Below are 19658 nucleotides of genomic sequence, written 5' to 3' on the forward strand. Positions count from 1 at the left end.
ATTGTGCGGACATACCTTAGCGCAATATGCACAATATAAGCTTTTATGTACCAATGCAGGATAAATCGATGATGTCCGTAAGTTCGAGTGTTTTGAATAAAAAATTAACGCCTCTAATGGTTGCTCTGGTCGCAAGTAGCGCCCTGTTTTTGAGTGCCTGTAATGACAGTAATACGCCAGCTGATGCCAAAAAAGCTGAGGCGCCAGCGGATTTATCCATATTTGCAGGCTGCTATACGGTCAGCCATGATGAGCCAGCGCAAATAAAAGTCAGCCAACAGGGCGGCGGTTGGGTCATGCAAATGAAAGAGCCGGCCAGCGCTAAGCGCGTTTGGGATGACGCTGAACCGTTAGAGGTGCTTGCAAAAAGTGATATCCCGACGTATTTTTCTATCGACCCTGACAATGTCGACGCGGTGATTGGTCGTCCAGATAGAGTGCTGGTGTTGGCGCATGTGAAGCCTGTTTATGCCAATATCGATCCGCTACTAGATAGTGAGTACTTGTCTTATATTTATCGCGGTGCCAACACTATTTATCGCGTCGAATGTGATGAGGTTAATACCGATATTTTGGCCAATCCTCACGCCAATATTGTTATTGATAACGTCAATGACGGTATTTGAAATGACAATGTTTAAAGTGGCATTGTTCGAAATGACAATACTTTAAACGACAAAGCTTGAAATGACAGTATTTAAAAAGTCCTTATAAATCAGTATTTATGATAAATAACCCTCTAATTAGAGTCGGGCAATATGAATTTTTTTAGTTATGTGGTGTTAGGCGGATTTTGTTATGCGGCCGGTTGGGCAGTAAGAACCTATATTCTCGATAAACAGCCAAAACCTGAGCAGCCTTATCATCTCAAACATCCCACTATCTTAAGATATCTCGGCGCATTTTTTATAATTATGTTGATTGTCTCGTGGCTCATCGGGCGCTATCTACTCGGCCATGTGGCTATTGATTTGCCATTTATTATCATTAATAGCCTTATAGGCACCTTTGTTTATTCGTTTGGTCTAAACCCAGAAAAGCCAAGCTATGATGTGCCTGATTAATAAAAAATTAAAAGGCTGAGTGCTTAAATACATTTAAAAGGTTTCTATTTTAGGCCTATAAAAAACACGGTCATTGCATGCCTCATTGACCGTGTTTTTTATGGGATTGCTTATCAGGTTATTTATCTGTTTTCTTTAAGCTTTTACTTTTATCCTCTAATTTTTTATCGCTAGGCTTTGAAGTTGTGTCTTTCGACGCTGTTTGCTCATTTTTCCAGCTTTTGTATTTCGCCAAATCTTTTTCTACAAGTTTTAGACAAAATCTGAGCACCAAGACGTCATCGATATGACCGATAAAGGGGATGAAATCAGGAATGATATCGATAGGGTTGATCACGTAAAGCAGACCAACCACGGCTGCTGAAATAGTTTTATAAGGGATATTGCGATAGTTGCCTTTATAGTAGTCTTTGACTAAGCTCATCAGCAACAGCAAATCCTTAGCATAACTCTCAAGACCTTTTTCTTTTTCAAGCTGGTCATTGAGCTTATCTTCTTTACCCAAGATGATTTTAATACTATCCATCAGACTTTTATTGTCTTTTTCTTTTGCGCTTTCTTGGTCAGCCATCTTTGTAATCCTTTTATCTATCATTATTGTTTGTTGTTCAACGCGTTTTTACTATAGCAAGAGTCGGGTCTGTAGCCAAATAAGACGGTAAGTAACTCTGTATCGTTTTGTTGTCTATAGTGAGTGAAAAGTAATATCGATACATCACGCACTGCTGATATCAATTTTTCGTAGCCTCTGTCTGCGCAGGCACAGTACGCAAGAAAAATTGATATCAGCAATACCGTAGCGTTTTTAGGGTATTTTGACTATATCAAAATAAATATGGCGCTGAGGTCGATTCTTCCAATTCATGTTACTGTCTGAACCTGCGTTATAATACGCGCTTTGTTTCAGTAATGGTTGCTAGGATAAGCAGCGATTTAACAGTAAAAAAGGTAGCATAATGACTAAGATTTCATCTGAGCTAAATCGTCGCCAGTTTTTACATCACGTTGGTATTGGGGCTGGAGTAGGGTTATTGGCGACCCAAAATATCACTAGGGCGCTGGCTGCAAACGCTATCCAACAAGATGCCGGCACGCAGCTTACCAAGGATGATTTACCAACAGCGTTTTCAGATGAGCATTTGTCTTTCAAAGGTGAGACACAACCAGCGCAAGCAAGATGTATCGTCCCAACGATTGAAACGCGGCTTTTTGCCAGCTCTAACGTCGGTGGTAGTGACGAGCGTAATGAATTGGCGTTAGAGCGCCTGGCTTGTGCAGGGTTTAAAGTGGACAATCCGGCGATTACCAAACGGCAGTATTTGCGCTTTGCAGGTACGGATTCGCAGCGCGCCAGTGATTTGCAAAACATCGCGACCGGTGCGATTAAAGCGCCAAAGCTACTACTGGGTGTACGCGGTGGCTATGGCGCTGTGCGGATATTACCGATGGTTGACTGGTCGACGCTTGGGCGCATTATGAAGGAGCATGGAACGATACTGGCGGGTTTTAGCGATGTGACGGCGATTCAGTGTGCGCTGCTGGCAAAAGGTGGCATGAGCTCGCTTGCGGCACCGATGCTCTATAGCGAGTTTGGCAAAATTAAACCTGATGAGGTTAGCTGCCGACAGTTTGTAGCAGCATTAACCAATCCTAATTTGACGATTAATATAGACGATGCGTCATTAACCAGCCCTAATTTACCAAGTATTCTGACGAACTCTGAGCCAAAAACTCTAACCGGCACTATGTGGGGTGGCAATCTAAGCGTGGTATCGGCGCTGGCAGGTAGTGACTATTTGCCACGTATTGCTGGCGGTATCGTATTTTTAGAAGACGTCGGCGAGCAAGCCTATCGTATTGAGCGCATGCTGTACGATTTGTATTTAGCAGGGGTGTTTAAAGGTCAGCAAGCCATCGTGTTTGGGGCGTTATCGGGTAGCGGTGAGGACAGTTATGATAAGCGCTATGATGTCGCCACCGTCATTCGTCAATTGCATCAGCTGACAGGGTTGCCGATTTATAGCGGTATGCGCTTTGGTCATATTGGCAGAAAACACAGCTTTCCACTGGGCACGAAGTGTCAGATTAGTCCAAATACCGTCGGTGGCTATCAATTGATGTTTAGCGACTATCCAACGATTAAAGCCGATGCCATTTATGTCGAAGGGTTATGGCAATAAAAATTAGGTCTATAGTCGAATCCAAATAAATCAGATACGTAGCCATCAAGTCGCTCAATGAAACGTTGTTTTTCTTGCGTGCTGTGCCTACGCCGACAGAGGCTACGAAAAAAACGTTTCATCGTATCGTTTTTATAACGAATTAATTATATAAAATTGTTGCTGTGATAAATTTGTTGCAGCAACGTATTACTTCTAACAAATCTACTATAAAGTTAAATCGCCAAGCGTGAAAATTTATCCTGATATTCTTTCGGGGTTAACTCAGTGGCGCGTTTAAACAGCCTAGTAAATGATGAGATATCATCGTAACCAACCTGCTCGGCGAGCGACTTAATCGTTACATCGCCCAATTCTAACAAACGCTTTGCCTGCTCAATACGCACTGCTTGAATATATTCAATCGGACGCATCGCAACGCAGGACTGAAAGCGTCTGTTTAGTGTACGCGGGGTGATATTTACCATGGCTGCTAAATGGCTTACCTGCATCGCTTGCCTAAAATTTTCCTCGATAAATTCTTGCACTTGTTGAACCAACTGATCCGAGTGCGGCTTATGCAATGTCACATTGGTATAGCTGTTTTGATTGCCGCGTTTGCTATCGATAATCTGAGTTTTAGCCACTTGGGTAGAAATTTCACGCCCGCAATAACGCTCGATTAATAACAACCCCAAGTCGTAAAATGCACTACCACCCGCCGCACAAAATATATTGCCAGATTGTTCTTTTGATTGGTTCTTTGAGTGAGTGACAAACTGGTTTTCTTGTAAATCAACCAATGGAAAGTCTGCCTTAAACTTACTGGCATAGCCCCAATGGGTTGTCGCTATTTTGCCATCGAGCAAGCCTGCTTTTGCTAAAAAGAACGCGCCGCTACAGTTACTAGCGATATCGGCTTTAGTATTTGCCAGTCGCTTGATGTGCGGAATTAAATCGCTATTTTGACTCAATACTTTATCGATGGAATCGCCAATCGTTGGAATTAATAGTAAGTCGCACTCTGTGACTTCCTGAATATCGCCATGCGCTTGCATGATTAAGCGGTTGCTACATCTGATATCAACGCCGCCAAGACTGGCAATCTGAACATTAAACCTTGGTTCTACTTCTTCATCCAAAAACCGCTGCCAACTCACTCCGGTAAACGAAAATAAATCTAATGCGCCTGTCAAGGCGCTGCCGAGCACGCCATCGAAGCCGATAATAATGACCTTAAAGGGTTTAAAGTAGGGCATAAGCGCTTATTTTCCTATGAAAAGACGTATTTGAAATGTCAGTTTATTAGCAGTTTTTCCCAAATTAGCCTATCAGCTTTGTCTTATTTGACCATAATTATGTCATAAATGACAATACGGTAAGGCGATAAATTAGATTAATATCAATGCATCACTTATTCATCACCGCTTATTTATCATTATCATAATAGGGAAATGACTATGGCAGCAGATACGCTTATCAATGACTTTGAATTACCGTTCCAACTCTACGATGTATTGGGGGTTGAGCATTTAACCGAGCATGCAAAGTTTGCCGAACATAGCCGCGAAACTTTTGATGCGGTATTAGATACCGCTAATAAAATTGCCACTCAGCTATTTTTACCGCACAACCATGTGGCCGATAAAAACGAGCCGCAGTTTGATGGCAAAAAAGTCAGCATGATAGACGACGTAAAGGTTGCTTTTGACGCCTTTCGCGAGTCGGGCTTTATCGCGGGTCGTTATAGCTTTGACGATGGCGGCATGCAATTACCTGAAACCGTGATGACGGCGGTAGCAGGCTATTTTATGGCGGCCAACCCATCAACCACCGCTTATCCGTTTTTGACCACGGCGGCGATTAATGTCATTTCTCATTTCGCCAGTGATGAGATTAAAAATGCCTTTATGCCGCGTATGCTAACCGGTGAATTCACTGGCACCATGGCATTGACTGAGCCACATGCAGGCTCGTCACTTGCCGATATCAAAACCACCGCCGTGAAACAAGAAGACGGATCATACCGTATCAAAGGCAGCAAGATTTATATCTCAGCAGGCGATCATGAATTGTCTGACAATATTGTGCATTTGGTACTAGCTAAAGTGCCCGGCGGTCCTGCTGGCGTTAAAGGTATTTCGCTATTTGCCGTGCCTAAGTATCGACTCAATGATGACTTATCAGTTGGCGAGCGTAATGACGTGCATTTAACAGGTCTTATTCATAAGCTTGGCTATCGCGGTGCTACGTCTACGGCACTAAGCTTTGGTGATGCAGGTGAATGTCACGGCTATCTTATCGGTGAAGAGCATTTTGGCCTGCGCTATATGTTTAAAATGATGAACGAAGCGCGTATTGCGGTTGGTTTTGGTGCAGCGATGATTGGCTATCGCGGTTATCAATATTCGCTCGATTATGCCAAAGACAGAACGCAGGGCAGAATCGCACCGAATAATAAGCCTGAAGATGCGGCAACGGCAATCATTCAGCATGGTGATGTCAAGCGGATGCTGCTTGCGCAAAAGGCTTATAGCGAGGGCGGTATTTCGCTGTGTCTTTATGGCTCAAATTTAATTGACCGTATCAATACCTGTGAAGATGCCACGTTAAAAAATGAACTGACAGAGTTATTAGATCTGCTTACGCCAGTACTCAAAGCATGGCCATCTGAATACGGCCCCAAAGCCAATGATTTAGGCATTCAAGTATTGGGCGGCGCAGGATATACACGTGAATATCAAGCCGAGCAGTTTTGGCGTGATAACCGTCTCAATCCCATTCATGAAGGCACAAATGGCGTACAGGCACTAGATTTATCATTCCGTAAGTTATGGCAAAAAGGCGGACTCGGTATTCAAATATTAAAGCGTGAAATTACCCAAGACCTAGAGAATATTACTACGTCAGAAACCGCCAAACTTGCCGGTAAATTGATGCCTTATATGGGTCATTTACATGAAGTGCTCGTGCATTTAAGCAAAATTCTACAAACTGAAAAAGCCATGACGCTGACGGGTAATGCGCAGGCCTTGATGAATATCTTTGCCTCCATCGTAGTGAGTTGGATTTGGATTCGCCAAGCGAGTAAAGCGGAGCAATTATTAAATGATACGGCCGACGTTGATAAGCAAAACTTCTATCATGGCAAAATCCAAGCGGCAAAATACTTTATCGACTGGGAATTGCCGTTAATCAATCGCGATATTGAGCTGTTAAATAATGACAATGCAGTATGCACGGATATGCAAGCAGAATGGTTTTAATTAATTTTGCATCGTGTTTGGTATGAATAATAAATACAACGTTAAAGGAATAAATAATGACAGCTGATAACAAACAGATTAATAAGCAGTGGCGCTTAAAAGCAAGACCAATTGGCGCACCAAGCGCTGATACGTGGGAATATACTGAGACAGATTTGCCGACTATCTCAGATGGTGAGCTGCTGATAAAAATTGAATATATTTCGATGGATCCGGCAATGCGTGGTTGGCTAAACGATGCAAAATCTTATATACCGCCCGTACAGATTGGCGAGGTAATGCGTGCAGGAACGGTGGGTAAAGTCATTGAAAGTAAGCATGAGAAGTTTGCTGTTGGCGATTATGTCGTAGGTCATAACGGCGTGCAGTCGTATGCAGTCAGCGATGGTACAGGTCTACATAAAGTCGATCCAAGCCTTGCGCCATTGTCTTATTACTTGGGCGTGCTCGGTATGCCGGGTATGACGGGCTATTTTGGCTTATTAAAAACCGGCGCACCAAAAGCTGGCGAGACTGTGGTTATTTCTGGCGCTGCGGGCGCGGTTGGTAGCTTGGTTGGACAAATTGCCAAACTCAAAGGTTGCCGCGTCGTCGGTATCGCAGGCGGTCCTGAGAAATGTAAATTTTTAGTCGATGAGCTGGGTTTTGATGCTGCTATAGATTATAAAAACGAAAATGTGAAAAAAGGCCTAAAGCAGGCCTGTCCAAACGGCGTCGATGTCTTTTTTGACAACGTCGGTGGCAATATTTTAAATGATGTGCTGACACAAATTAATCTGCATGCGCGTATCGTGATTTGCGGGGCGATTAGCCAATATAACACCACCACAGAAGTCAAAGGGCCATCAAATTATTTGTCGCTGTTGGTCAATCGTGCGCGTATGGAAGGCATCGTGGTCTTTGATAGTATCAAAGAGTATCCGACGGCGATGAAAGATATTGCTGGCTGGATTGGGTCAGGCGACATTAAAGTAAAAGACCATATCGTCAAAGGTGTCGAGACGTTCCCAGATACCTTGATGATGCTCTTTAAAGGTGAAAATTTCGGCAAACTGGTACTTAAGGTAGAGGGATAAATCATGACATTGAATACAAATGGAATTGCATCAGACGTCACTGGTAAACGTATTTTAATCACCGGCGGCGCGTCTGGCATTGGCGCTGCTAGTGCGCTACTGCTCGCCAGTCGCGGTGCGAAAGTCGTCATTGGCGATTTGGCAGAAGAGATGGGCGCAGGCGTTGCTCAGCAAGGGCAAAACGCGGGCAATAGCATCGTCTTTAAAAAAGTCGATGTGACGAATGGCGATGAAGTGCGCGCGCTCTTTGCCTTTGCCATGGAAACGCTTGGCGGCCTTGATGTGGTGATAAATAATGCCGGTATTGACCATAAACCGGCGCCGATGCATGAGCTAAGTGACGAGGACTTTGATCGTAATATTGCCGTTAACCTAAAAGGCGTCTGGCATTGTATGCGCGCTGCTGTTGCTTGTATGGCACCTAATGGCGGTGGTCATGTGATTAATGTGGCGTCGATTGCTGGTTTACGTTCAGCGCCGCTACTGTCAGCTTATAGCGCCGCGAAACATGGCGTGATGGGGCTGACCAAATCCGCTGCTCATGAATATGCGCGCGTTAATATCCGCTTTAATGCGGTATGTCCAAGCTTTATCGATACGCCGATGGTGCGTAATACCATGGCAAAAATGGACGAGCGCGCCCAGCAAGCCACCATAAAAGCCAGCCCAATGCGCCGTTTGGGAGATGTCGATGAAGTATCTGGCGCCATTGCATGGCTGGCGAGTGATGAAAGTAGCTTTATGAATGGTCATGCGTTTACCCTTGATGGCGGCATGTTGGCTTAATAGATTTATACACATCCCAAAAATATGATTAGCGGTGTCAAACTCGCTTAGTCTACGAATTGTAGTACTTACACTCGTTTTCCTTGCTACTCAAATTTTTGGAAATGGTATTAAGTTTAGCAGAGCTGGTAAAAATTTAAAATATATAGATAATATAGGTAAATATAAGGAATAATGATGAAAGATTTATTTGATTTAACGGGTAAGATTGCTTTGGTTACCGGTGCTAGCCGTGGTATTGGTGAATCTATCGCCCGTCTTTTGGCATCAAGAGGCGCGCATGTGATTGTCTCTAGCCGAAAAATTGACGCGTGCCAAGCGGTCGCCGATAGCATTGTCGCTGATGGTCACAAAGCCAGTGCCTTCGCTTGTCATGTTGGCGATATGGCGCAGATTGAGGCAATTTTTGAGCATATAAAAAGTGAATTCGGTCAAATTGATATCTTGGTCAATAATGCCGCGGCAAACCCTTACTATGGCCATATTCTAGATACCGATTTAGCCGCTTTTGATAAGACCGTAGAGGTCAATATTCGCGGTTATTTCTTTATGTCGACGGCAGCGGGGAAAATGATGCGCGAGCAGGGCGGCGGGGTGATTTTAAACACCGCATCGGTCAATGGCTTGGTCGCAGGTGACAAGCAAGGCATCTATTCAATTACTAAAGCGGCGGTGATTAGCATGACCAAAGCCTTTGCTAAAGAATGTGGTCCCTTAAACATTCGCGTTAATGCCTTGCTACCAGGTTTAACCGATACCAAGTTTGCCTCGGCCTTAACGACCAATGATAAAGTCTTAAAAATGGCGTTACATGCGATTCCATTAGGGCGTGTGGCTAATCCTGATGAGATGGCGGGCACAGTATTGTATCTCGTGTCTGACGCCTCAAGCTATACGACGGGCGCGACCGTGGTTGTCGATGGCGGTATGCTTGCTTAGTTAGCAATGCATGTTTAAAAAACCGATGTTTAAAAATAGGAAGCCGCATGACTTTCATAGTGATGCGGTTTTTCTTATTGCATATTTCCGTTTTTTAGTTAGTGTACTGTCTTTTATATCAATACTAAGTCAATAAAAAAGGTGCAGTGCGACTGTCTTTGGATTTCGCCACCTCTTTAGGTGTGCCTTCTGCGACAATAAGCCCACCTTCATCGCCAGCACCGGGGCCCATATCGATAATCCAATCGCTGTTACTCGCGACTTGCATATCGTGCTCAACCATAATCACCGTATTACCGGTTGCGACCAGCCCATTTAACTGTGCCATCAGTAGCATGACATCAGAAGGATGTAAACCAGTCGTTGGTTCATCGAGCACATACAGCGTATCGCCGCGCTGGGTACGCTGCAGTTCGGTAGCAAGCTTGATACGCTGTGCTTCGCCACCAGACAACTCGGTCGCTGGTTGCCCAAGTCTTAGATAACCAAGCCCAACTTTTAGCAAGGCATCTAAAGCGCGCATGATTGGGGCATCATCAATAAAAAATTCAGCAGCCGTTTCGACTGTCAAATCGAGTACTTCGGCGATATTTTTACCTTGATAAGTAATTTCTAAGGTTTCATCATTGTAGCGCTGACCATGGCACACTTGGCAGGGCGAGTAAACACTTGGCAGAAATAGCAGCTCAACACTGACAAAACCGACGCCTTCGCAATTTGAGCAACGTCCTTTTTTTACGTTAAATGAGAAACGTCCCGCATCATAGTGCCTGGCTTTTGCTTCTTTGGTGGCAGCAAATAACTTGCGCACATGGTCAAACAGTCCAGTATAAGTGGCCAGATTTGAGCGCGGTGTGCGCCCGATGGCTTTTTGGTCAACGGTGACTAAGCGCTTGATGTGCTCCATACCACTGACTATCTCTCCGCCCATTGGCGTTTCTTGTTCTTGCTCGAGTAAAGCCGCTTCATCGGTGGGCGCTTCAATCACGGTTTTTTGCCCAAGCGCATTGTAGACCAATTCAACCAACGCTTGACTGACCAAACTTGATTTTCCCGAACCTGAAACCCCCGTTACTGTGGTTAATACCCCTAAAGGAAATGCCACATCTAGCCCTTGTAAGTTATTACGCTCGATATTGGCAAGTTTTAGCCAATGAGTAGGTTGTCTTGGTTGCTCGGTTTTTAACTTTTGAGTTGCTGTGTCTTTACTAAAGAGATATTGCCCTGTATAAGAATCAGATACATCTCGCAAGCCGGCAACAGGGCCGCTATAGATGATTTCACCGCCATGACTGCCCGCTTTTGGTCCGACATCGACTATCCAATCAGCATGGCGAATGACGCTGACATCATGCTCGACAATAAATAATGAATTACCCGCCGCTACCAGTTCATCTAGAGCGCCTAATAGCGCCTGTGTATCGGCAGGATGCAGGCCAGCGGACGGTTCATCGAGCACATAAACCACGCCAAATAGTTTAGAGCGAATTTGGGTGCCAAGTCTTAGGCGCTGTAGCTCGCCGGGTGACAAGGTAGGTGTGGTGCGTTCAAGCGATAAGTAACCTAGCCCAAGTCTGGTTAACGCCTCAACACGCGATAAAATATCGCTGGCAATACGCTTGGCGACGATGGCTTTTTCACGGTCTGGCATATCATCGCTGAGTTTTTTATTGGCAGCGTCGTTAAGTTTTAGCGCCAGTTCAGTCAAGGTTAATTGAGACAATTCACCAATATCAAGCTCTGCAAATTTAACCGACAGCGATTCATGTTTCAACTTTTTGCCATGGCAGCTTGGGCATTCTGAAATTTGCATGAACTGCGCCACACGTTTTTTGGTACGTAAACTTTGGGTCGTAGCAAAAGAGTGCAAAACGAAATTTTTTGCGCTGGCATAGGTGCCTTTATAATTGGGCTTTTCACCTTTTTTAATCGCCTCGCGTACTTGCTCGAGATTGTACTCTGGGTAAACTGGCACTTCTGGGGTTTCATCGGTAAATAAAATCCAATCGCGGGTTTCCTTGGACAAGGTATTCCAAGGTTTGTCGATATCGTAGCCCAGTGTGGTCAATATCCGGCTCAGATTTTGCCCTTGCCATGCTGGTGGCCAAGCAGCAATGGCGCGTTCTCGAATGGTTTTCGTCTTGTCAGGCACGAGCAAATCTTCTGTGACCTCAAACACGCGGCCAATACCTGAGCAAGTAGGGCAAGCACCTTCTGGCGTATTTGGCGAAAAGGCATCGGCATATAGTATGTCTTGCCCAGCAGGGTATTCGCCTGCTCGCGAGTACAGCATACGTAGACCATTTGAAATCGTCGTCACGCTACCAACCGATGAACGTACCGACGGCGTACCGCGCTGCTGTTGCAGGGCGACGGCGGGCGGTAAGCCTTCTATCGAATCGACATCAGGCTCGCCAACTTGGTCAATCAAGCGCCGTGCATAAGGCGATACCGAATCAAGATAGCGGCGTTGCGACTCAGCAAACAAGGTACCAAATGCCAGTGACGATTTGCCTGAGCCCGATATACCGGTAAAAACGACCAACGCATTGCGCGGTAAATCTACATCGACATTTTTGAGATTGTGCACCCGCGCGCCCCGGACCTGAATGCTTTCATCAGCGGTAAGGTTGTGATTTTTGAGAGAAATGTTAGATTTTTTATGATTAGATTTCTTATGATTGGTTGTCATACAACGCTATTCCTTTGACTAAAATCGGCTTGTTAACGCTTTGATTCAACAATACCGTGTCTGTTTAATACGGTGTTCGTTTAATATCGTATCTGCTTAACGTCATCCTACCACCTTAAAATCAAATCACTGTGCAGGCTTACGCTTTATAGACAGAGGATAGACACAGCAACGTCAAACGATAACATTTATAAGGTTTACCCTATAAATTGCAGATTATAGAGGTTAAGAAATACGGCGTTTTGGCCGCTATTAAGCGGGCAAGTGGCGCGTTAATTGAGAATGCTTTATCATTAACTTCATCTATCAATCATTTATAAAAGCATTTTATGATTTTTATCAGCAATACCATTAGCCTGAATGACAGCGAAGTAGAGATTAGCGCCATACGCGCGCAAGGGGCAGGCGGGCAAAACGTCAATAAAGTGTCCTCTGCGATTCATCTGCGTTTTGATATTCATGCCTCAAGCTTAAGCGATGTTATCAAGCAGCGCTTATTGGACAGTAAAGACAGTCGAATGACCAAAGAAGGTATGCTTATTATTAAAGCGCAGCAGTTTCGTACCCAAGAACGTAATCGAATTGATGCGCTTGAGCGGCTGCAAAGCTTTATTATTCAAGCCACTCATGTCCACAAAACCCGCAGGCCGACCAAACCTAGCCGAAATGCCAAACGTAAACGCGTTGATGAAAAAACCCAGCGCGGCAAAACCAAAGCCTTGCGCGGTAAAGTGGATTTTTAAATAAACGGCTTACTCGGTTTTTTAATTAACCAAACAGCAAAATGCCAGCCCATTTAATTGGCTGGCATTTTTTACTATCAAATTTTTAGCTAACCAAGTCTTCTGCTTAATTCAGGAAAGCGCTTTATCATAAATAACATCAAGAGCAGCGACACACTGGCGATAGCGGCACCTACATAGCCGACGCTTGATATGGAAATATGCGTCACTGCATAACCACCGAACAGCGCACCGGCGCCAATGCCTAAGTTAATAATCCCTGAGAACATCGACATCAGCATGTCTTGCGCCGTGACATCGACCATGATGACTTTGGCTTGCATGGAGATAATCAGCAGCATCAGCGCCGCGCCCCACAGTAACGCAATGAAACTCAGCGCCCAGATAGAAGTCACGGCAAACAATAGTACCAGCATAGATAGCAGCATTAATATGATCGATATCAACATCAATCTGGTATTAAAGCGATCGCCCCAACGGCTAAAAATAACACTGCCTGCAATCCCTGCCACTCCAAATAATAGCAAGACCAAAGTCGCAGCGTTTTCACTGATGGCGCCGACTTGGCGCATAAAAGGTTCGATATAAGAATAAGCGGTATAGTGCGCGGTAAAGACTAATAAAATCAGCAAATACAAACAGACCAATAACGGATTCTTAAGCAATTCTGGAATTTTTCTAAACGAGCCTTCAAACATACTGGGTAGCGTTGGCAACAGCCTTGCTTGTAGAATAAACACGATAAAAGCAATCACCCCAATACCGCCAAAGGTTGCCCGCCAGCCAAACCATTGACCGACCAAGCGTCCTAGTGGCACGCCAAGTACCATTGCCAATGAAGTACCGGTCGCAAGCACACTAAGCGCTAGTGCTTTTTTACCTTCCGGTGCTACGCGTATCGCAATCGCGGCGGTGATGGACCAAAATATCGCGTGCGATAGTGCAATGCCCACGCGGCTAATCAGCAATACATCAAAGCTCCATGCAAATACGGACAATACATGACTGGCAATAAACACTACAAACAAGCCCAAAAGTAAGCTTTTACGCTCAAAGCGGCTGGTAAGTAGCATCAATGGCAATGACATCGCCGCGACAATCCACGCATACAGCGTCAACATCCAGCCAGTCTCAGCCGTAGTGATGGAAAAATCTTGGGCGATGTCGCTTAATAGGGCAACGGGGACAAATTCAGTGGTATTCATAATAAAGGCGCTGACGCCCATCAAAAATACTTGGAAATACTGAGTGCGGCGAGTATTTGCGCTCACCTCAAGGGTTGGTTTCATAAAGTTCAACACAAATAAAGAAGGCGCTAATACAGCAAAGTGGCTTAACAATCACTCATTAGCTTAATAATATGGCAAAGATACGTCGTAGTAACGCAAAGAAGGAGAGCAAGATACCAAGTCACGGGCAGCAGTTAAAGTAATTTTTTGATAATTAGCAAGAATCTTGGCAGGATTGTTAAGGTTAAGCATTTTTCAGCCACAAACTTACTTTGAATAGTGTAAATACGACTTTTTAATAATAAGAACAGGGTCTTGTTTGTCAGCCGCTGTAAATCAGAGGATAATCTACAGCATTAAATCTAATCTCGAGAAACTATTTTATGCTGATTAATGCAGATTTTACTCGCCGTGCAGCATTGGCGCCCAGACACTATCAATGGGTGCCATCACCGCAAAACGGCGTCGAGCGCGTCATGCTTGACCGCGTCGGCGCAGAAAAAGCCCGTGCCACCAGTATCGTCCGCTATGCGCCTGAGTCCTATTTTCCACATCATATGCATCCGGGCGGCGAAGAGATTTTGGTTTTATCGGGAACTTTTTCGGCAGATAATATCGATTATCCAGCAGGTTGGTACTTACGCAATCCACCAAATTCTGGCCATCAGCCTTATAGTAAAGAGGGCGCAGTTATTTTTGTCAAACTTTGGCAAATGCTAGCCACCGAAACACGTTATGTCGCTATCGATACGAACGATGCAGCAAATTGGCAAAAAAAGCACAATCGTGATATCTGTCAGTTATTTTCAGATGACAGCGAACAGGTCAGCTTACAGCGTTTAAAGGCCAATGAAGCCCTATTTACCGACACAGTATTCACCGATGCAATCAAAGGCGGCGCTGAGATACTGGTGCTAGATGGCGAGCTGATAGATACTGAACTTACAGATGACGCTAAAACCTATACTCGCGGTGGTTGGCTACGTTTGCCAGTGGATGCACTACCGCAAATAAAAGCAGGCGTGCACGGTGCTACGGTTTATCTCAAAACTGGTCACCTGTCTAAAGTCATTGGCGCTAAAGTAGAAGAAAAATAGTACGCAAACGTAGATTTAGCAATTATTAATAGTGACTTTAATGGTTTATAGGCTACTGCTTCACTATAAAAAAGGCGTCAGAACTATTTTTCTGAAAAATAGCTTTGACGCCATTTACATATAATTAGCTATAAAATATAAAAAATTATTAAAATAATGTTCTGTAACTCCTCGGTTCATACCTGCCCTTCACATTGCTGCTTTATTTCTGTAAAATACCGACCGTACGGTTTCTTTATCAGAGACTGTTTTTTCTTCTGTATTAATAAAACACATTCTTTTAAAGCCAAATTTACTTTTAGTTAAACTGACACGCTAATATCGAGATAAAAATGGAAACTCAAAACGCTCATAAACGTAAAAAACAGCCAGAGCTTATACGGCGGGCGCTGCTTGATGAGGCAGCGCGCATCACTTTGGAGCAGGGCTTGTCTAAAGTCACCTTCCAATCGGTAGCCGATGCCGTCGGCGTGACCAAAGGCGGGGTGATGCATCATTTTGCCACCAAGGACGCGCTCATCTTAGAGGTGTTTTATGACGCGATGGCTAAGTTTGAGGCGGAAGTCAATCAAGCGATGGCAAAAGATCCGGTCAGCTATGGCGCTTTTACCCGCGCTTATATCGATGCCACCATCAGTCTGGGCGAAAAAGGGCAAGCCGAGTTTAATAGCCAAGCCACATTATATGTGTTGATGCTAGGGGATCGGATGCTGCGCGAACGCTGGGCTGAGTGGTCAAACGAGCAGCTAAAAAAACACGCTGCTACGGATAATAGCGAAACGCTATGTATGGTGCGTCTGGTCGCCGATGGGATTTGGCTCTCTGACTTTTCGGGTATTGATATTTCGGATAAAGCTTCATTGCGCACGCGCTTGATAAAAATGACGCAGCGTGACTTTGACGCTTAAAAATGCATACAAACCACTTTTATTTTTCACCTTTAATCCATAACGACATTATTTTTAAGACTTTATAAAAAAGCTTTTTTATAAAGCGAACCCGTCGCCCTAAGGAAAACTTATGACAACTACTCAGACAACCATAAATAATTTACAAGACATTATTGATTTCACACAAACGCAGACCGCTTATATCAACGGTCGTTATTTGGCGGTTGATGAATCATTAGCGACCTTTGAAGATATCAATCCGGCGACAGGTGAAGTGTTAGCTATTATTCAACAAACGACTGATGAGCAAATCGATGAGGCGGTAAAAGCCGCGCAACAAGGTCAAAAAGTGTGGGCAGCAATGACCGCGGTTGAGCGCGGCCGGATTTTATTAAACGCAGTTGCGATATTGCGCGAGCGTAATGATGTGCTGGCATTACTCGAAACCAAAGACACGGGTAAAGCGCTTTCTGAGACTAAGTATGTCGATATCGTCACTGGCGCTGATGTCGTTGAGTATTATGCGGGGCTTGCGCCAATGTTAGAGGGTCGTCAGATTCCACTACGTGATAGCAGTTTTGTTTATACCCGTCGCGAGCCGCTCGGCGTGGTCGCTGGTATCGGTGCGTGGAACTATCCAATTCAGATTGCGATGTGGAAGGCAGCGCCAGCATTGGCTGCTGGTAATGCGATGATTTTTAAACCATCAGAGGTTACGCCGTTAACCGTCTTAAAACTGGCAGAAATATTTACCGAAGCAGGCTTACCAGATGGCGTGTTTAACGTTGTGCAAGGCGATTATAAAGTCGGCGAAGCATTAACCCAGCATCCTGATATCGCCAAAGTCTCATTCACAGGCGGCGTACCAACGGGTAAAAAAGTCATGGCAAGCGCCGCATCATCGTCGCTAAAAGACGTAACCTTGGAGCTTGGTGGTAAATCACCATTGATCATTTTCGACGATGCCGATATCGATACCGCTGCTGACATTGCGATGATGGCGAACTTTTATAGTACTGGTCAGGTCTGTACCAATGGCACGCGCGTCTTTATTCCCAAAACCTTACAAGCCAAGTTTGAAGAGGCCATCTTGACGCGTGTTAAGCGTATCAAGCTCGGCAATCCGCTGGACGAGAGCATCAATATGGGGCCATTGGTTAGCTTTCCGCATATGGAGCGAGTGCTTGGTTATATCGAGCAAGGTAAAGCGGGCGGTGCGCGTTTATTGGCGGGCGGCGAACGTATCACGGCAGGCGAGCTTGCCAATGGCGCATTCGTTGCACCGACCGTGTTTACCGATTGTAGCGATGATATGACCATCGCACGTGAGGAAATATTTGGTCCAGTCATGTCGATATTGACTTATGAGCTTGAGGAAGAAGTGATTCGCCGTGCCAATGATACGGAGTACGGTTTGGCGGCAGGAGTGGTAACCGCTGATTTGACCCGCGCGCATCGAGTAATCGGTCAGATTGAAGCGGGTATTTGCTGGTTAAATACGTGGGGCGAGTCGCCTGCGCAAATGCCAGTTGGCGGTTATAAGCACTCAGGTATCGGCCGCGAAAATGGCATCGAAGCCCTTGAGCATTATACGCAGACCAAATCTATCCAAGTAGAGCTTGGCAAGTTTGAATCGGTATTTTAAACAGCTGTACGGTAAGAATTTTTAAACAGTAAGGTTAAGGCGTGAGGACTCATTTTTTCTTTTCGCGCCGCCTTACTGCTATGAAATGATGGATTTTTTTAATTTTATGGAGCGTTTTATGACATCAACCACACCTGAATATGACTACATCATCGTCGGCGCAGGCTCAGCAGGCAACGTGCTAGCCACCCGCTTGACCGAAGATGCCAACATTAAGGTGTTGCTATTAGAGGCGGGTCGTCCGGACCATCGCTTAGACTTTCGCACGCAGATGCCAGCGGCGCTCGCTATGCCGCTACAAGGAACCACTTATAACTGGGGCTACAAAACTGATCCCGAACCCTATATGAACAACCGCGTTATGGACTGTGGCCGCGGTAAAGGGCTTGGCGGCTCGTCACTCATTAATGGGATGTGCTATATCCGTGGTAATGCGCTCGATTTTGACGATTGGGCCAAAAATAAAGGCTTAGAGGACTGGACGTATCTCGACTGCTTACCCTATTTTAAAAAGTCAGAAAATTGTGACGCTGGCGAAAATGACTACCATGGCGTCGGTGGTCCGGTTGAAATGACTACTTCAAAACCTGGCGTCAATCCATTATTTGAGGCCATGATTGAAGCGGGCGTGCAAGCTGGCTATCCGCGTACAGAGGATCTAAACGGCTATCAGCAAGAAGGCTTTGGGCCAATGGATCGTTTTGTCACCCCTAATGGTCGCCGTGCTTCCACCGCGCGTGGTTATCTTGACCGTGCCAAACCGCGCAGTAACATCACTATTTTAACGGGTGCATTGACTGATGTGATTCTCTTTGATGGTAAGCGTGCGGTCGGTGTCAAAGTCGCCCATCAAGGTCAAATCAAAAAATTCTATGCGTCTCGTGAAGTGATCGTCTCATCGGGTGCGATTGCCTCGCCGCAGTTATTGCAACGTTCAGGGATTGGTCCTGGTCAATGGCTTAAAGATGTGGGCGTGACTGAAATTCTAGATTTACCGGGCGTCGGTAATAACCTACAAGACCATCTAGAGCTGTATATGCAGTACGAATGTAAGCTACCAGTCTCAATTGCGCCTGCCAATAAATGGTGGAATAAGCCGGCGATTGGAGCGGAATGGTTATTTATGGGTACAGGCCTTGGCGCGTCAAATCAGTTTGAAGGTGGCGGTTTTATCCGTACCGATGAGAAATTCACCCATCCTAATATTCAGTATCATTTCTTACCGTTAGCGGTGCGTTATGACGGCCGCAGCGCGGTAAAATCGCATAGCTTCCAAGCGCATGTGGGTTCATTGCGCTCGCCAAGTCGAGGGCGTGTCAAGCTGACCTCAAAAGACCCAAGCGCGCATCCAAGCATTTTATTTAACTATATGTCGCATGAGCAGGACTGGCAAGAGTTCCGCGCGGCGATGCGTATCACCCGCGAGATTATGCATCAGCCAGCGCTTGACCCGTATCGCGGCCGCGCCATTGCGCCGACCGATGATCTGGTGACCGATGCGCAGTTGGATGAGTATGTCCGCAACCATAGCGAGACGGCTTATCATCCATCATGTACCTGTGCGATGGGCGAAGGCAATGATTCGGTGGTTAATGGCAAAGGGCTGGTACACGGTATCGATGGCTTGCGCGTGGTCGATGCGTCGATTATGCCAAATATCATCAGTGGTAATTTGAACGCAACCACCATTATGCTCGCCGAAAAAATCGTCGACAAGATGAAAGGTAAGCAATTACCACGCTCGACGGCGGACTATTACGTTGCCAATGGCGCACCGCTCAGAGCCGAACCGATGCGCGTTTATAACTCTCTCGTTTAAACGCCTTTTTAAATGAATGCCTAAACGAGTATTTAGGCAACTGCGCGAACTAATAAACAATAAATAATATAAGTCCATTTCTATCAAAAGGCCTTTCGTAGTAAAGGTCTTTTTTATCAGCGCTTATGTTTATAGAGATGAAAACCATTGAGGTTAAATTTACTTAGCATTCGCGTCGCTGTTTTTCTAATCGTTTATCTTTCATTTTTTATTAATTGGTACTGCTTTGTGCGTCATGCGGTTATTTATCATT

At 45.2% G+C, this 19658-nt stretch carries 16 protein-coding genes; 12 read left to right on the forward strand and 4 right to left on the reverse strand.

Going from position 1 to position 19658, the window contains the following annotated elements:
* The first annotated feature begins 68 nt into the window (after nt 1-68).
* Both A7325_RS13140 and A7325_RS13145 read left to right on the forward strand, forming a co-directional pair.
* Nucleotides 69-626 carry a hypothetical protein gene (locus A7325_RS13140; RefSeq protein WP_068408931.1) on the forward strand — a complete coding sequence of 186 codons (558 nt, stop codon included), beginning with the start codon at nt 69-71 and terminating at the stop codon, nt 624-626.
* A 132-nt stretch (nt 627-758) separates the two neighbouring features.
* Nucleotides 759-1064, forward strand: a complete 306-nt coding sequence (locus tag A7325_RS13145; protein ID WP_068408862.1) for a hypothetical protein — start codon at nt 759-761, stop codon at nt 1062-1064.
* 118 nt (nt 1065-1182) lie between these two features.
* Here the strand turns inward: A7325_RS13145 and A7325_RS13150 are convergent, their stop codons facing one another.
* Nucleotides 1183-1635, reverse strand: coding sequence for a YkvA family protein (locus A7325_RS13150; RefSeq protein ID WP_068408864.1), 453 nt, complete (start codon nt 1633-1635; stop codon nt 1183-1185).
* A 385-nt stretch (nt 1636-2020) separates the two neighbouring features.
* On the opposite strand from A7325_RS13150, the gene A7325_RS13155 reads away from it, so the two are divergent.
* A complete protein-coding gene (locus A7325_RS13155) occupies nt 2021-3244 on the forward strand; it encodes an LD-carboxypeptidase (protein WP_068408866.1) in 1224 nt (407 codons plus the stop codon).
* A 215-nt stretch (nt 3245-3459) separates the two neighbouring features.
* Here A7325_RS13155 and A7325_RS13160 read toward each other — a convergent pair whose 3' ends face one another.
* Nucleotides 3460-4482: a GlxA family transcriptional regulator gene (locus A7325_RS13160; RefSeq protein ID WP_068408867.1), complete on the reverse strand. Its 1023-nt coding sequence runs from the start codon at nt 4480-4482 to the stop codon at nt 3460-3462.
* A 201-nt stretch (nt 4483-4683) separates the two neighbouring features.
* Here A7325_RS13160 and A7325_RS13165 point away from each other — a divergent pair, with 201 nt between their 5' ends.
* From A7325_RS13165 to A7325_RS13180, 4 genes are all read left to right on the forward strand, one after another.
* Entirely contained in the window at nt 4684-6489 is a 1806-nt protein-coding gene (locus tag A7325_RS13165) for an acyl-CoA dehydrogenase (RefSeq protein ID WP_068408870.1), read from the forward strand.
* A gap of 56 nt (nt 6490-6545) precedes the next feature.
* Nucleotides 6546-7565, forward strand: coding sequence for an NADP-dependent oxidoreductase (locus A7325_RS13170; RefSeq protein WP_068408872.1), 1020 nt, complete (start codon nt 6546-6548; stop codon nt 7563-7565).
* 3 nt (nt 7566-7568) lie between these two features.
* A complete protein-coding gene (locus tag A7325_RS13175) occupies nt 7569-8351 on the forward strand; it encodes an SDR family NAD(P)-dependent oxidoreductase (RefSeq protein WP_068408874.1) in 783 nt (260 codons plus the stop codon).
* 174 nt (nt 8352-8525) lie between these two features.
* The gene (locus tag A7325_RS13180; RefSeq protein WP_264753723.1) at nt 8526-9290 is read left to right on the forward strand and encodes an SDR family oxidoreductase; all 765 of its coding nucleotides are present in this window, start codon (nt 8526-8528) and stop codon (nt 9288-9290) included.
* 124 nt (nt 9291-9414) lie between these two features.
* On the opposite strand, the gene uvrA is transcribed toward A7325_RS13180, so the two are convergent.
* Entirely contained in the window at nt 9415-11982 is a 2568-nt protein-coding gene (gene uvrA / locus A7325_RS13185) for an excinuclease ABC subunit UvrA (RefSeq protein ID WP_068408878.1), read from the reverse strand.
* A 329-nt stretch (nt 11983-12311) separates the two neighbouring features.
* Between uvrA and arfB the strand changes: the two genes are divergently transcribed.
* Nucleotides 12312-12725: an alternative ribosome rescue aminoacyl-tRNA hydrolase ArfB gene (gene arfB, locus A7325_RS13190; RefSeq protein ID WP_068408880.1), complete on the forward strand. Its 414-nt coding sequence runs from the start codon at nt 12312-12314 to the stop codon at nt 12723-12725.
* A gap of 89 nt (nt 12726-12814) precedes the next feature.
* On the opposite strand, the gene A7325_RS13195 is transcribed toward arfB, so the two are convergent.
* Nucleotides 12815-14014, reverse strand: coding sequence for a sugar transporter (locus A7325_RS13195; RefSeq protein ID WP_068408933.1), 1200 nt, complete (start codon nt 14012-14014; stop codon nt 12815-12817).
* 323 nt (nt 14015-14337) lie between these two features.
* On the opposite strand from A7325_RS13195, the gene A7325_RS13200 reads away from it, so the two are divergent.
* The 4 genes from A7325_RS13200 (at nt 14338) to betA (ending at nt 19405) form a co-directional block, all read left to right on the forward strand.
* Nucleotides 14338-15051: a cupin domain-containing protein gene (locus A7325_RS13200; protein ID WP_068408882.1), complete on the forward strand. Its 714-nt coding sequence runs from the start codon at nt 14338-14340 to the stop codon at nt 15049-15051.
* Nucleotides 15052-15383: 332 nt separating this feature from the next.
* The gene (locus A7325_RS13205; protein ID WP_068408884.1) at nt 15384-15959 is read left to right on the forward strand and encodes a TetR/AcrR family transcriptional regulator; all 576 of its coding nucleotides are present in this window, start codon (nt 15384-15386) and stop codon (nt 15957-15959) included.
* A 112-nt stretch (nt 15960-16071) separates the two neighbouring features.
* Entirely contained in the window at nt 16072-17586 is a 1515-nt protein-coding gene (betB, locus tag A7325_RS13210; RefSeq protein WP_068408886.1) for a betaine-aldehyde dehydrogenase, read from the forward strand.
* A 118-nt stretch (nt 17587-17704) separates the two neighbouring features.
* Nucleotides 17705-19405, forward strand: a complete 1701-nt coding sequence (gene betA, locus A7325_RS13215) for a choline dehydrogenase (protein ID WP_068408888.1) — start codon at nt 17705-17707, stop codon at nt 19403-19405.
* Nucleotides 19406-19658 lie beyond the last annotated feature (253 nt).

Source organism: Psychrobacter sp. SHUES1 (genome assembly GCF_001652315.1).
GTDB classification, from domain to species: domain Bacteria; phylum Pseudomonadota; class Gammaproteobacteria; order Pseudomonadales; family Moraxellaceae; genus Psychrobacter; species Psychrobacter faecalis.

What these genes read in the sequence shown, in the direction of transcription:
- A7325_RS13140 (WP_068408931.1), top strand. Translation starts at nt 69, where the DNA reads ATGATGTCCGTAAGTTCGAGTGTTTTGAATAAAAAATTAACGCCTCTA.
- A7325_RS13150 (WP_068408864.1), bottom strand. Translation starts at nt 1,635, where the DNA reads ATGGCTGACCAAGAAAGCGCAAAAGAAAAAGACAATAAAAGTCTGATG.
- uvrA (WP_068408878.1), bottom strand. Translation starts at nt 11,982, where the DNA reads ATGACAACCAATCATAAGAAATCTAATCATAAAAAATCTAACATTTCT.
- A7325_RS13165 (WP_068408870.1), top strand. Translation starts at nt 4,684, where the DNA reads ATGGCAGCAGATACGCTTATCAATGACTTTGAATTACCGTTCCAACTC.
- A7325_RS13200 (WP_068408882.1), top strand. Translation starts at nt 14,338, where the DNA reads ATGCTGATTAATGCAGATTTTACTCGCCGTGCAGCATTGGCGCCCAGA.
- betB (WP_068408886.1), top strand. Translation starts at nt 16,072, where the DNA reads ATGACAACTACTCAGACAACCATAAATAATTTACAAGACATTATTGAT.
- A7325_RS13195 (WP_068408933.1), bottom strand. Translation starts at nt 14,014, where the DNA reads ATGAAACCAACCCTTGAGGTGAGCGCAAATACTCGCCGCACTCAGTAT.
- A7325_RS13170 (WP_068408872.1), top strand. Translation starts at nt 6,546, where the DNA reads ATGACAGCTGATAACAAACAGATTAATAAGCAGTGGCGCTTAAAAGCA.
- A7325_RS13180 (WP_264753723.1), top strand. Translation starts at nt 8,526, where the DNA reads ATGATGAAAGATTTATTTGATTTAACGGGTAAGATTGCTTTGGTTACC.
- arfB (WP_068408880.1), top strand. Translation starts at nt 12,312, where the DNA reads ATGATTTTTATCAGCAATACCATTAGCCTGAATGACAGCGAAGTAGAG.
- A7325_RS13155 (WP_068408866.1), top strand. Translation starts at nt 2,021, where the DNA reads ATGACTAAGATTTCATCTGAGCTAAATCGTCGCCAGTTTTTACATCAC.
- A7325_RS13145 (WP_068408862.1), top strand. Translation starts at nt 759, where the DNA reads ATGAATTTTTTTAGTTATGTGGTGTTAGGCGGATTTTGTTATGCGGCC.
- A7325_RS13160 (WP_068408867.1), bottom strand. Translation starts at nt 4,482, where the DNA reads ATGCCCTACTTTAAACCCTTTAAGGTCATTATTATCGGCTTCGATGGC.
- A7325_RS13205 (WP_068408884.1), top strand. Translation starts at nt 15,384, where the DNA reads ATGGAAACTCAAAACGCTCATAAACGTAAAAAACAGCCAGAGCTTATA.
- betA (WP_068408888.1), top strand. Translation starts at nt 17,705, where the DNA reads ATGACATCAACCACACCTGAATATGACTACATCATCGTCGGCGCAGGC.
- A7325_RS13175 (WP_068408874.1), top strand. Translation starts at nt 7,569, where the DNA reads ATGACATTGAATACAAATGGAATTGCATCAGACGTCACTGGTAAACGT.